Raw genomic sequence first — 14,179 nt, forward strand, 5'->3', positions numbered from 1 at the left:
GATCAGATATGAAAAATTTATTTTTACTTTTTTTGCTCAGCCTGCTACCCCATTTATGTTTTGCGGTCAATATTTCGGACATCGAAAAAGGCAATGTAGGGGGTATAGTCCCTATTACAGCTGGTGGAATTTTTGTTCCTATTCCTATTGCATTTGAACACAATCTACCACCAGAACCACAGGACGATGGTAGCCTGGGTAGTATAGACTCTGATAATGATGGTGTTCGTGATGATATCGAAAGATATATCGCCCAGCAGTATCCTCTAAATCGAACTACACGAGGCTATTTATATCATGCTGCAGCATATGCCCGAAAAATAGTCTCAGCGCCCAGTTCCCCAGCTCAAAATGGTATGGAAGAAGGGTTAATGGTACCGCACCAAGTATTATATTCGTACTTAGAAGTGCAAAAGGCAACCTACTGTCTGAATACCAATAACAGGGATCAAATTCGATATGTAACTGCAATGAATATGGACTCCAAAGAGCGCTTCACCGCTTTTATGAAAAATACAGCCAAGGTGAAAAAACTAATTAAAATTAGCGATCAAGGTACGGACTGTCGTATTTCAAATACAGAACCTTTACGCCCTGATCATCCAGGCTTTCATAGCAGAACTCCTGATGACCTACATGGCTATATCACTGACGGATACGGTGTTACAGCAGTCAACAAGCATCGGAAAGTGGGTATGGGGATCGATGCACCAAAGCGCTTCACCATATACAACAAAGCAGGCAGTGACGGGGCATTACGCATAAAAGTGTGGCAATCAGACAAACTGATCAAGAACACCCTCGTCGCAAGGGGAAAATTTCATACCTTTACCTTCATACACACTATGGTAGACAACCAATGGTTTGAGTATGAAGTATTTAAAGAAAGCGGTGAAACCGTACTGTTCAATATTAAAATTGATCCCCATATTTAACAGTAACAGTGCTATAAAAAGTAAGTGTTTTTAGGCACAGACTTAAAATATAATTCTTGTATTCAACATGTTTTTAAAGGCCGTTTCAATTTAACGGCCTTTAATTAGATTTACAACGAGTCTCACTTAAAAAATAGCACAAAAAAAGTGCAACTGCATCTCCATAACATATAATAGGATAGAAGTTATATTCTTATTCCCATCCAAAATGTAGAGTAACATATTCAAGACACGAAAAAACATTCCTCACAATTGACAGACCGTCAAGGCCTTGTTGATCAAATCCAGATAGCTTAGGCAACACTGCGATTTCAGCTATTACCTTTATATTCAGGCATACCTGGCCCAGCAATTCTGTTGAGCACTATCACTTTGATCATCGCTGTATTTTTTGCGTCTGTGTTTTTTGCGTCTATGTTTTGCGTCGTGCTACGTGGTTTGCAAAAGCTACGGTTTCTGATGCAATACCTCACCCATGAAGCCGCCTCTCGCGGTTTTTCGCTTATTTAAATCTATATAGCAATCAAATTCATCAACTGAGAACCTAAATAACGCTGAACGTCTGTGTTTTTCTAGGTGTCTGTGTTTTGTGATATTTGACCTTTTAGGAAACCTTCAGTCAGATACATATGTTTTGGAACGGTTTTTCACAAGCGCATGATGTAAGTTAGTTGCTGTGTATGTATTGTTTTCCTGACTAACATGCTCTCGATGAAGCGCATGTTGGTAACTGTGGCGCACTAAACGGGCCACTTACTTTTAAAGTCATTGAGTGGATATTCTTTCCAATTAAATTTGGCTTTATCCTTATGGATCCGCTCCAACACTATTCAAGTATCAGGGCCTTGCACATGTACTCAAACAGCAAAATTCTCTAGGGCAATTTGAACTTGAATTCCATGCAAATGAGATCAAGATATAAGGCCACAAACTCTGATAAGCACACCTTATCGGCGCAGACTCCGCTCAGCTTTTGACAAGGCGATAGCACCAAACTATAGCGCTATGACACGATTAGACTATCCTGAATAATATTTAAAGGATGAAAAGGTGGTCTATGCAACAAATACTTAAGCTGTTACTGTCCATTGTAATCGTGATCATTACTTTTATCGCTTCTGCAACCTTTGCAGGCATGATGGCCGAATATGCAGGTTGGTGGAAAAAACCCGTGATAGGCGGCGTTGCAGCGGCATGTGTGGTGCTTTCAGGTTATATGAGCGCACCAGGCCATAGGCTGTATTATGCAGCCGCATGGCTGGGAATTGGCGCAGTAGCTGCGTGGGTGATGTCTAACGCATTTATGTATGCCGAGGACGCCAATACTTTAGTGCCCCTATATATCACCTATACCTGTGGTTTAGCGGCTTTAATATTTTGCTGGGTCTTGGAGCGTAAACGGTATCACTACCATCAGTAGCATAAAGGGTAGTGATATTATCCATTATAAAAGTGTCTGACTTTTACGCGCCTTAATCGAATACAGCATTGGTACCTGCTGACCCTGGTGCAACTTTTGGTATCCTAGCTCAGACACAAACTCCAGCCCTTCAAAGCAATCGTACGGGCTATACGGATGTTCAGCAAAGAGCTCAATACTCAGGCCTGCCTTTATCAATGCATTGATCACATCACTGACGGAATGGGTCCAGGTCACCGTGGTACTTTTGCTGCCATCGCAGTTTTCTGTATAAGTGCCCTCTTCCTCAATATCCGGCGCACCATGAGGAAAATAAGCATAGCCTGCCAGCAAGTCATTGAAAGGGTGGAACTCAATCAAGTGGAACACACCACCAGGTTTGAGCGCGCCCGCTACAGTTTGTGCCCATGCAGTTAAGTCAGGCAACCAGCACAATACGCCGTAAGAGGTAAACACAATATCAAACCGGCGCTTATTAACTTGGCCAAACTGGAGAACATCGCTTTCAATGAACTCAGCTTTGAGGTCAAGCGCTCCTTTTAGAGCATTTGCCTGCTTTATGGCACTTGCGGATAGGTCTACCCCGGTCACATCGGCGCCCAGACGCGCCCAGGATAAGGTATCCTGGCCAAAATGACATTGCAGGTGCAGCAGAGACTTACCCTGCACATCACCCACCTGTGCCAGTTCAATCGGGTTCAATGAACACTGTCCGGCCTTAAACCCGGCAACATCATAAAATTCAGACGTAACGTGTAATTGGGTTCTTTTGTCCCAGGCTGATTTATTAATGCTTAAGTAATCCATGATCCTTCCATACTTTTTATATTTTCAGGTCAACTAACAAAACACTGTAACTTGAAGTGGAACCAGAGACAAACCTGGCACGATAGGCAATACACAGTTGCTCGCGTCAGCACATTCACAGAGTTAACTTAGATAGTCATTGACTAACAAATAAACACTTCTGATTGACAGGGCTACAAATTTTGATAACTCTAGACTAAGAATCTTTTTCAACCAGTAATTACCATGAAATACAGATACTTATATGCCATTTTTTTGATGTGCTGTATGTCAGTAACCTATGCGAGTGAGACATTGAGACCTGTTAACCTAAAACAACTGCACCAGATCATTGATCAGGCAGACAGGTTGGTAGTAAAAGATCCAATAAACGCACTGGTGAAATTTGAGTCCGAAAAAAGAGAAGACTTATCAGCATTGAAAAACAGCCTGGTAATTGAACGCCCCGAAGCAGATCGACTCTGTTTATGCGTTGGTAACCCCGTAATCTATTTCTACAAAGATGATAAAGAGCTAGGAGTTCTATCACATATTGGCGGTACCAACATACGCTTCTCACACTGGAGCAGTGATGCTTCTGTTGTGGATACAGATAAATGGCTGACCTGGTTTGATGATCGCGGCATGCCATGGCCACGACAGATGTTTGATACGCGAAGGAAAGAGCAAATACAAAACCAGAAAAATGAGCAACGCTGGCTTGGAGCAATGCCCTCGTCAGTCAGAGCAGTCTGGGCTGAGGCTCTAACCCCTTATGGCACAAGGGATACACAGCGATTGATGACTCTATTCACGGCGGCAATACCAGATAAACGCCTACAGGTCCTGGCTTTGCTAAAATGGTTTGGCTCCGGCGCTGGACCTTGGTCAGGTTATCCATCCTATGAGAATGTTGCAAGGAAAATGCTGTTTAACTACTCAACGGCTAACATCATCTCAATCATTAACTCAACCCAGCTAAGTACAGCACAAACAGAAGGAGCAGCCAGGTTTTTTGGAGGTTGGGACTTTTCGCAAAAGCGACCCGATGACCTGGAAAAGATGCCTGATACACTCAAGGAACAATTATGGGAGCACGTATCATCAACAATGGATAAAGATAAACTTGCCAGGGCAAGACATGCATTTAAAAAATAACAGTAACTCCCAGCACATTCATTGCAAAGATACGCTTAGTAACGCCAAAACCAACTGAAAAATCTTTGCAATGGTGTCTGTTACTTACACCCTGATACTGATTTGCTCTACAACCCTAACCTACTACAGCGAGCCGACGTGACATGTAAGTTAGCGATTATATCGGCGAGGTTTTTATCAACCGCCAGGTCAACAATAATTTGAATCTCGGAGTCCAAGTATTTCCTTAGTACATCGTTCGTACAGACAAAGTTCAGCGTCTTTACTTTGTATTGGTTTTTCTTTTCTTCAAATAATGCGTCACTTCGGCTAAAGCTTTCAACGCCAATTTCTAATGAAACCACGTCAGTTGATTCATAAAAAGAGAGTAATTTGGCTTTATCTCCATCTTGAAGGAGCAATTGAGAAACATCCTCTTCAAGCCTGACATGCTCATTCTCACTATTCGTTGCTTTGTATATTATTGAAAAAGTCAGTCCCAATGCCACGACAAACACATGTAACAACTGTCTGCTTTTTTGCTTCAAAACATATCTCCGAAAGACCTGTTAATTATTATTTATCACCATGGCGTCCTCAATAAGAAAGCGTGCTTGTCAGTGAATAAGCACACCTCACTCACTGCTTTACCAAATATTACCCGAGAAACCAACCAGAACCGACCCCGTGCGTCTAACGAAACATCCTAAAAAAGGCACTTTACCAGAATCATCCATTCAATCTGTAGAAAGATTGTCCACCAATCACAAACAGAAAACATACCATAGCCGGACCAAATTTAGGACACACTCCTGCCCCTTTTGCACAATTGAGCCACATTGTGCACATTTCTAAAAATGAGCATAAATCATTAAATTTAAAGGACTTCACAATGGATAAGGGTAAGTTTTAAACAGCCTTTCTGCCTTATTTCAGGTGAAATGTGCAAATAATGTGAAAGTTGCGGTTTGGCCTTTGTGGTTATTGCAATTTTAGGCTACCTTCCACAGACAGGCTTAAAATAGCAAACCTTTCGAAAGGAAGGGACGCAAAGCTTCCGGTCTAAGGTGAGTGCTAAGATAGCGGGGTTGCTGAATGCCAACGAGTAAAAATGAAGTGTGCATACTGTTGTTTTGTATGCGCATTGCGTAGCATATTGGCATTCACGCCTATGGCATCTGTTGTCATACCGCTCTCTTTTAGTCTTTCCTCATCCCTGAGCTTGTCGTTGCGATTTTAACCTGTTCATTCTGGTCGACCGCCTATTCAGCGAAGAACAGCAGGGAAACAACATGTCAGATGACAATGCTCTGGGGAATACTCATGAGACAACATAGATACAACAAGCAGCGCCGGCTTTTTAAAGTCGGGCTCTGTTTAATGGCTTTAGGACACGCGATGCCGGGCCTGGCAGCGCAGTGCGAGTTCAAGGTAAAAAATGAGTGGCAAAGCGGTTATACCGCAGAAGTCACGGTATATAACGATTCCGACGTTGCCTTAGATGGCTGGACGGTCGGGCTTGAGTTTAATCAGGGTGAGTCAATCAACAATGCCTGGCGCGCCCAACTGGGCGGCAGCAACCCCTATCAGTTTGAGAACCTCAGCTGGAACCGAAAGATTAACCCAAACTCGTCAAAGTCTTTTGGTTTTAACGTGCAAAAAGCGGCCGGGCAAACCGCCGTTGCACCTGTCTTCTCTGGCATTTGCGCAAGCAGCGGACAGGATGACAATAACGAAGTCAGTGTTGCTATTACCGCGTCTGACACCCAGGCCACGGCGCCTGCCACCATCCAGTTCAGTAGCGAGCTTGCCAATTCAGCATCAGACACAGTGAGCTATCTGTGGGATTTTGGCAACGGCCACAACTCAGATGAAATGAACCCACAGCATACCTTTGAGCAGCCGGGTGATTACCAGGTGTCATTAACCATCAACGACGGCGCCAATGACTACCAGGCAGCACCAATTTCACTCTCGATTGAACAAGCGCAGCCAGAATCAGCACAATGTGTATTTGAAGTGGAACAGGAATGGATCTCGGGCTTTCGTGGCAAGGTCACCATCACCAACACCGAAAGCGTTGCCATTTCAGGCTGGAAAGTGCTGATGGAATTTGCCGATAACACCAAACTGACCGGCGTCTGGCATGGTAATCACAGTGGCAATAACCCCTATGAGATTGTGAATGAGAACTACAACGGCACCATTAATCCGGGCCAGAGCTTAAACTTTGGCTTTAATGCCCAAAAGGCGCAGGAAAACGATGCCCCAACTACGCCTTCGCTCGGCGGCTTGTGCTCGACAGATGGTAATATTAACCATGCGCCAACGGCCGTTGCATCTGCCTCTGTAACCTCGGGCCAGCGCCCTTTAACAGTGAACTTTGATGGCAGCGGCTCTTCCGATCCAGACGGCGATACCCTGACCTACAGCTGGGATTTTGGTAACGGCAATACATCCAGCGAGCCAAACCCTGCTTATGTTTTCGATCAAACCGGTACATTTACGGTCAAATTAACGGTCAATGACGGGGTTAATACCACAGTCAGCCAGCCTATCAGCATTCAGGTCGCAGAGCCGGATGTAGCGCCAATTACCGGACCGTTTGAGTTAAATCCGCAAAGCTCCAGCCTGTATTTTGTCTCAACCAAGAAACAGCACGTGGTTGAAGCACACACCTTCGAAAACCTCAGCGGCAGTATTTCTGAGCAAGGGGCAGCAAGGCTCACCCTGGATCTGGCCAGTGTTAATACGGGTAATGACACCCGGGATGGCAGAATGAAGGAGCACTTATTCGATACCAGCTTATTCCCCCACGCCGAAGTACTGCTCGCCGTTGATTATGCAGCTCTGACAGCCTTACCTATTGGCAGCACTGACAAGCAGACTGTTACCGCCACGCTCAATCTCAAAGGCGTGATAGCCGAAGTGACAGCAGACGTAGCAGTTCGCCGCCTGACGCACACTAAGGTGATGGTGCAAAGCCTAGCCCCTGTTGTGCTGGACGCAACAGACTTTGGTTTAGAGCCAGGTATAGAGACACTGAGAACATTGGCGAATTTATCTGTGATCAGTTACGCGGTTCCCGTGAGCTTTAACTTAGTTTTTGAAGCTCAACAATAGGAGGGAAAGAAAATGATATTCAATAATTTACCACGATTCTCTACCTTGACTCGTAGCAAATCTGCAGCACCTGCTATTGCAAAGTTTGCCGCCTGCATTAGTTTAATCGCAAGCGCGCCGTTTGCTCAGGCAGCGCAGTGTTCATTCAACATTCCGGATAACTGGAACAACGGCTTTAAAACCGAGATAGTCATAGAGAATGACTCAGATCAGAGCTTTAACACCTGGTCGCTCGAACTCACCTGGAACCCGGGCATATCCCTGCAAAATAGCTGGAACGGCAATTTCGACTGTAACGACACGGGCTGTACCATCACCTCACAAGGTCATACAGTTCATGCAAATCAGTCATTTGGTCTCGGCTTTGTTGCCAATAAAAATGGTCTGAGTGAAGACGTTGTCATTACCCTCAATGGTGATGTGTGCAGCAACTCTGGCCCGACTACGCCCCCGGATGCGGTCACAGAAACGGGCTTGTGGGCACTGGACAGTGCTGAGTCTTCACTCAGTTACGTGTCGGTCAAAAAAGACCATGTGGCAGAGCTGAACCAGTTTGCGTCTCAGAATAACGCTGCTCCTGCGCTATCGGGTAGTATTGATGCCGACGGGCGCGTCACGCTGGCGGTTGATTTAAATAGCGTGTCTACCGGTGTGGATATCAGAAACAGCCGGGTTATGGACTTACTGTTTGAAACAGAATTACTGCCAACAGCGTACTTCAGTACTCAGATTGACCCTGCACTATTGAGCACGCTGGAAGTGGGCAACCCGACGGTTCAAACCGTTACCGGCGAGATGAGCCTGCATGGCGTTAACCATGAACTCAGCCTGGATGTGTTGGTCGTGAAGCTGGCAACGGGCCATGTTAATGTCAGTACGCTTACGCCTTTGATAGTCGACAGTAAAACCTTCGATATGGACTATGGTATTGAGGCACTGAGAGTGGTCGCTAACCTGAGTGGTATTGGCGAGACCGTACCGGTTTACTTTAACCTGACCTTTTTATCTGCCGAGCAAGACGGTTTTGAGCCGGTTAATATGGCGGCTAAGCCCGCTGCGCCTTCCGAGCTCAGCGCCAGTGTGCTTTCTACCGAAGCGCAGGCGCAATTAAGCTGGTACGACAACAGCAATAACGAAACCAACTATCTGGTGCGTTTAAAGTCGCTTGATGGCCGCTGGCACACCGCCGCTACGCTTGCCTCTAACGCAAGTTTTCATGAGTCGGGTTTACCGGAGTCCGGCGAGTTTGATTACAAGGTGATTGCGCTGAACAACTCAGTGCCCTCCCAGCCCAGTAATATTGCCCGTATTACAGTCACGCAAACCGACCCCATTGCCCGTGGCATGGAGTTGTACAAAACCAACTGTGCCGGGTGTCATGGCTCTGAGGGTGGCGGTCTGGGTTCATTCCCTGCGCTCAATACAGAACGCGATGTACAGGCCATGATTGATGTGATCACCGCGACTATGCCTTATGGCGCGCCGGGTGCCTGTGATGAGCAATGTGCCACGGATATCGCGACATATCTGCAAACCCTGTGGCCTGCGCCACTCACCTGTGATGTGGGTGTCGCGCCTGTGGCATACGGTGCAAGACAGCTGAAAATACTGACCCAAACCGAATATCAAAACACAGTAGAAGACTTACTGGGAGTTGATTTTGAAGTATCAGACGGCCTGTCGCCGGATTCTCAGGTGGGCTTTTTCATTAATAATACCCATGCCGCTGTGCAGCCTTCTAACTACAGCAACTACCTGCTGGTTGCCGAAGAAATCGCACAATGGGTGGCTGATAATGGCTATTCGCCCGCTTTAAGTTGTGCAGCCATTAACGAAGACTGTGCCAACCGTTTGATTGATGAGTTAGCGCCGCAGATATTCCGCCGTCCGCTAACGCAGGATGAGTCAGACAGTTATCGACTGATCGCTACGGGCTTTTTCAACAATAACGACGTTGCAGCGGGCATGCAGTTAGCGCTGGAAGGCTTGCTGTCTTCGCCGCAGTTTATTTATCGTCATGAGTTAGGCGAAGCGAACCCTGATAACTCAGAGCTGGATTACGACGCCTTTGAGCTGACCTCATGGGAAATGGCTACCTTCCTGTCTTATACCTTTACCGGTTCATCGCCAGATCAACTCCTGTGGCAAGCCGCTGAGCGTGATGAGCTGCGTGATGAAGCCCATATCATTGCCCATGCAAACCGCCTGGCAGAGCAAGCCAAACCGGTGCTGGGTGACTTTGTAGGCAGCTGGCTGGGCACAGGCAGTTTAGAGGTCGCCAGTAAAGATCAGGACCACTATCCGGGCTTTGCCAATCTGGTACCCGCCATGAAAGCAGAGATCAACGAAACTTTCTCCTACATCATGACTCAGCCGGACGAAAAATTTGGCTCGCTGTATACCGCCAACTTCACGTTCGTCAATCAGATGCTGGCCAACCACTACAACATTCCCGGCGTATCGGGCGATGACATGCAAAAAGTTGAGACCACACAACGTGGGGGTATCTTAGCCAATGGTGCGTTTATGTCACGCTGGGCAGAAGTAGATGAATCGCACCCTATCTTACGCTCGGTCAGAGTGCGCCGCCGTATGCTGTGTCAGGAGCAGCCCGATCCGCCAGCCGGTACCTTTGAAGCCAGAGAGCAAAGGCTTGCCGAGCTGTCTGACTTGTTGCAAGACCCGACGACCACTAACCGACTCAAGTACCACAGCCTGACCGAAGGTCAGCCTTGTTCAAGTTGCCATGAAAAGTACATCAACCCGATGGGCTTTGGTATGGAAGACTTTGATGCCGTGGGCAACATCCGCAATCAAGACAATAACGGTAATGTGATCGACGCATCGGGCACCCTCTACGCCCCTGAGAAATACGCGCAGGTCAGTGACTTTGTGCCATTCAACGGCACTAAACAATTAGGTGCTGTAATAGCCGACCTGTCTTCAGCTCAAAGCTGCTTACCACAGCAAATGTTCCGCTACGTAATGGGTGTGGGTCATGACTCAATCGACCCGACGAGTGAAGAAGACAAGCGCCTGTCTCAGACAGAGCAGGTCGGTTATATGTGTGAAATCGACACACTGACCAACACCATGATGCAGGAAAGCCCGAGAGCCATGCTGGAGAAATTTGGTTCACTCAAGTCGGTGCGTTATCGCAAAGCCTGGTCCAGAAGCGAGTAATGCGGGTCACAACATTAAGAGGTTAGTAACATGAAAAAAGAGCATTTAAATAACATGGCGATATCGCGCCGCAGCTTATTAAAAATGTTTATGGCGTCGGGTATTTCGACCGCCCTGATCCGCACATCGCCGCTGGTATCAGGATTGCTTTACGCACGACATGCCGATGCCATGGACGCCGGGCTGCCCAATAAAACTGTGTCTATTTATATTCCGGGCGGCTCTATTGCGTCGCTTTGGAACCCCACAGGCAGCGGTGAAACCATGCAACTGGGTGTGATGTCGGCAGGCTATGAGCCGGTTAAAACCGAATGTAACTTTATGGTCAATATGGCCCATTCCAATGCGGGTCATGGCCGTATGCCGGTACTGCTCGCCCAGAGCTGGGGCGGCGACAGTTACGACGTCACTATGGGTAACGCACTGGGCCCGAACCTGCCATTTCGTTATCTGAACTTAGGCGTTCACAGTAATGGCCAGGGTCACTTAACCAAAGACAACCGTAACCGTTTGCCGTTCCAGGAAAACCCCTTCACCGTGTATAAAATGGTGTTTGGCGGCGCCCAGGGCAGCAACAGTAAAACGCCTATCATGAATGCGCATATGTCGGCAGCCAACGCGATTAAAAACAGACTCGCTGGCTACGAAATACAGCGCATGAATGACCATCTGGATGCCATTGCAGACACCCAGCGGCGTTTAGATGAACTCTCTGGCGGCACCTCCTGTGGCATTGCCCCCGATGACACTGAGTTCCCGTTAACCTTTGATACCTTTAGTCAGCAGGCAAGGCTGCAAGCAGACATAGCCGTGGCAGCTTTGCAATGTAACCTGACCAGCTCGGTATCGCTGGCCTTTGGTAACCACCAGTCTGAGTTCCGCATTCCTGAGCTGAACTTCCAGGGGCACTATCACAACGCCATTCACGGTGGCAGTAACGGCCAGCCAAACTACCCGTACTACACCGAAATGCGCAGCCACCTGGGCAGCCTGAGCGCCTATTTGATCCAAAAACTCAAAGCAGCCGGCATTTTAGACAGCACAGTGGTACTAGAAACCACCGACATGGGCCACGCAGACAAACACTCTGCCAACCCCTGCGCCTATCTGATCGCCGGCGGTGGCGCCCGCATCAACCGAGGCGTAGTCAGCGACATCGGCTCTGGCTACAACCAGCACGATGTACTGCACACCGCAGCCAAGGCGTGTGGCGTAGACCTTGGGTTTGGTAAGGAAATTCCGGGGGTGATTGTTTAGGTGGTTGTTTTGGTAACTGCTATTTATATTTAGTGAGTAGCTTTGGTTTATAGATAATCAGGACAGCAAAGCCCCTTTTTAGGGGCTTTTTTTGTGGCGTAGCACTTGAGTACGCGCATCCTCATTTGACACGCCAAGACCTGAAGCTAACTGAGCCTCAGCTGCACGCATTTCTTACAGCAATTCAATTTTCTCTTGCATCGCTTCGTACTCGGCCACATCAAGTACAACGGCAACACCTTTACCGCGCTGTGTGATTACCAGTGGACGGCGCGTCTCATTGATTTGCTTGGTATAAGACGCGACCACCAACTATACTTGCCCATAAACTCATAATTCAGCGGTTCACATTCGATCATATGGACTATCGAATGCGTGACTCTATATTAAGTACGGTTTAAGCGGTGAGTTTATAACTTAATAATTTCACCTTCCCGTGCTAACTTCTTTTCCATAAGACTTTCCTCAACTTTAGTCACATCTGATGTATAAATCACATGAGCGAGACTATTCTTAGCACGAGTAGATGTGACATAAAATAATCGTCGGGTTCGATCCAAACCAGTTTCGTCACCTGCATCCCGCTTTTTTTGGCTTTCCCGCGAAAGCTCTTTCGCACCAAAATACTGCTCGTAGGAAAATGAGAACCCGCCAGCTTCATCATCATCCATGACAACCATTACACGCTCGAATTCGTTACCCTTCACGCCTTGATGAGTTCGGAAAATTGAGTTCCCATCAATATAGTCCTTATAGTTCCGAATCTGGAAGAAGTCAGTCTCCAAAACTTCAGCCCAAGCAGCAATTTCACTGCCATCATGCTCTTCAGGTTCTGACTCAGCCTCAGGCTTGGCTCCCGGTTGGACTGACTCTAGTTCAGTCTCAGCGTCTTCTGAATTCGTCACAAACGATTGCAATTTTGGAGGAACTTTCAGCAGGTTGTGCTCAGCGATCACTTCTAGAACTGCTCGAAAGTTGACCTTATCTTTTGAAACCACATCTCGAAATGCATGTTCCGCGGCTCGGGCTGGCGCGAGCGGATCGTCTCTGTTTGCTTGAAATACACAGGCTTCTAAAAGCGGAGACTCGTTTTCTCTCAAAATATACATCAACTCGGCTCGCCTTTTCTTCATGCTTGCTTCAGCCAAAGGAAAAACAATGCTAGAGAAAAAATTTAATTCGGTATTTTTTCCTTCTGCAATCCGATCTTTAATTTTTTCTGATTTTGAGAGCTTGTCCCAAATACCATCAAAGCCAAGCCGACGCCCAGCCATTTTATGTTCCAAAAGTAAGATAGCAGTTTCTTTCGATTGAATATCTGTCCAGTCCGTGTCACCTGTAACTTCCGCCATCGTCTCGCGAATTTTTGCTTCAACTTGATCTTTGTCTGAGACACCGTGCGACAATAAGAAGTACCGGACGTAACCTTCCGCAGCTCCATCTCGGGCAAACTGTCTACGTTTATCCTCATCATTACGAACTTGATTCCCCAAACCAACGATGCGCCGCGCTGAGCGATGGTTCATTTTCTTGTCGAAAGTAGTCCAGTCAATTGGTTTAGTCTTACCCAGCTCAGGCTCTCCCCCGCCAAAGATACGCTGCATCGTATCTCCAAACAGACCGATTACAACTTTGTCCGATTTTGCTTTTTGCAGCTCAAAGAATGCACTAACTACGTCTTTATTTGTATCCTGGCTTTCGTCAATGAATATAAAAGGGTATTTGTTTACTATGACTTCCGCCATCATCGGTTTGGTGGTCAATAAATTAGAGAAAATCTTCAAAACATCCGTGTGCGAAAGGGCATTTGGGGAGGAGTTTATGCCGTTTGGATCGTAATCGAATGAGCGAGGTTGCGCCAACCATTCCATTTTCTTAGTCAGGCGGGTGATATCCCTTTTTCGGGCATCGGATGCCTTGCCTGCACGGCCTTTATCTTCTTTTTCCTTGAGATCTTCTAAATCGGTAGGAATTTTTTCCAAGTACCACTTGCGAATGTCCTCATTGAAGCCGCCAATTGCATCCCAGCAAAAGCTATGAATCGTAGAAACCGCGAAGATCGGGTTTTGCTCGATTCGGTCCTTGATTTCATCTGCAGCGTTGTTAGTAAAGGTTACAACGGCAATTTGCTTTCCTCGCCGAGAAAAGTCGTCAGAGTATTGATTTTTCAGGAAATCCAGAGCATTTTTTAGAGAGTAGGTTTTTCCTGATCCCGCCCCAGCGAAGGTAATAAAGCTTTTTCCTGACCCTATGCGTAGGCACGCCTTAATAGCTTCATCAACATCACTGTCATGATCTATGGGTTTGGTTTCCGCAAAGTAGAATTCTTCTGACATAA

9 protein-coding genes, 1 pseudogene and 1 riboswitch are annotated in these 14,179 nt (G+C 46.8%); of the genes and pseudogenes, 6 read left to right on the forward strand and 4 right to left on the reverse strand.

From position 1 onward, the window contains the following. Nucleotides 1-8 precede the first annotated feature (8 nt). Nucleotides 9-935, forward strand: a complete 927-nt coding sequence (locus NH568_RS03170; protein ID WP_253044542.1) for a hypothetical protein — start codon at nucleotides 9-11, stop codon at nucleotides 933-935. A 1,057-nt stretch (nucleotides 936-1,992) separates the two neighbouring features. Continuing rightward, nucleotides 1,993-2,355 (forward strand): hypothetical protein, encoded by a 363-nt coding sequence (locus tag NH568_RS03175; RefSeq protein ID WP_253044543.1) that lies wholly within the window; start codon nucleotides 1,993-1,995, stop codon nucleotides 2,353-2,355. A 24-nt stretch (nucleotides 2,356-2,379) separates the two neighbouring features. Here NH568_RS03175 and NH568_RS03180 read toward each other — a convergent pair whose 3' ends face one another. Next, nucleotides 2,380-3,162, reverse strand: a complete 783-nt coding sequence (locus NH568_RS03180; RefSeq protein WP_253044544.1) for a class I SAM-dependent methyltransferase — start codon at nucleotides 3,160-3,162, stop codon at nucleotides 2,380-2,382. A gap of 225 nt (nucleotides 3,163-3,387) precedes the next feature. Between NH568_RS03180 and NH568_RS03185 the strand changes: the two genes are divergently transcribed. Continuing rightward, nucleotides 3,388-4,299, forward strand: coding sequence for a hypothetical protein (locus NH568_RS03185; RefSeq protein WP_253044545.1), 912 nt, complete (start codon nucleotides 3,388-3,390; stop codon nucleotides 4,297-4,299). A 107-nt stretch (nucleotides 4,300-4,406) separates the two neighbouring features. On the opposite strand, the gene NH568_RS03190 is transcribed toward NH568_RS03185, so the two are convergent. Next, a complete protein-coding gene (locus NH568_RS03190) occupies nucleotides 4,407-4,826 on the reverse strand; it encodes a hypothetical protein (protein ID WP_253044546.1) in 420 nt (139 codons plus the stop codon). A gap of 465 nt (nucleotides 4,827-5,291) precedes the next feature. Continuing rightward, nucleotides 5,292-5,374: riboswitch (cyclic di-GMP riboswitch) on the forward strand. A 284-nt stretch (nucleotides 5,375-5,658) separates the two neighbouring features. Between NH568_RS03190 and NH568_RS03195 the strand changes: the two genes are divergently transcribed. From NH568_RS03195 to NH568_RS03205, 3 genes are read left to right on the forward strand one after another with little or no spacing between them, the layout of a single operon-like run. Further along, nucleotides 5,659-7,401 carry a cellulose binding domain-containing protein gene (locus tag NH568_RS03195; RefSeq protein ID WP_253044547.1) on the forward strand — a complete coding sequence of 581 codons (1,743 nt, stop codon included), beginning with the start codon at nucleotides 5,659-5,661 and terminating at the stop codon, nucleotides 7,399-7,401. Nucleotides 7,402-7,413: 12 nt separating this feature from the next. Continuing rightward, on the forward strand, nucleotides 7,414-10,584 hold the full coding sequence (locus tag NH568_RS03200) for a DUF1592 domain-containing protein (RefSeq protein ID WP_253044548.1): 3,171 nt from the start codon (nucleotides 7,414-7,416) through the stop codon (nucleotides 10,582-10,584). Nucleotides 10,585-10,614: 30 nt separating this feature from the next. Further along, complete coding sequence (locus tag NH568_RS03205; protein WP_052713331.1) at nucleotides 10,615-11,841, forward strand: DUF1552 domain-containing protein; 1,227 nt, start codon at nucleotides 10,615-10,617, stop codon at nucleotides 11,839-11,841. Between the two features lie 78 nt (nucleotides 11,842-11,919). On the opposite strand, the pseudogene NH568_RS03210 reads toward NH568_RS03205, so the two are convergent. Together NH568_RS03210 and NH568_RS03215 are read right to left on the reverse strand one after the other, a co-directional pair. Continuing rightward, nucleotides 11,920-12,153, reverse strand: a pseudogene (locus tag NH568_RS03210) (type II toxin-antitoxin system Phd/YefM family antitoxin). Nucleotides 12,154-12,251: 98 nt separating this feature from the next. Then, a complete protein-coding gene (locus NH568_RS03215) occupies nucleotides 12,252-14,177 on the reverse strand; it encodes an ATP-dependent helicase (RefSeq protein ID WP_253044549.1) in 1,926 nt (641 codons plus the stop codon). Between the last annotated feature and the right edge of the window lie 2 nt (nucleotides 14,178-14,179).

This window comes from Pseudoalteromonas sp. XMcav2-N (assembly GCF_024124545.1).
Lineage (GTDB): Bacteria > Pseudomonadota > Gammaproteobacteria > Enterobacterales > Alteromonadaceae > Pseudoalteromonas.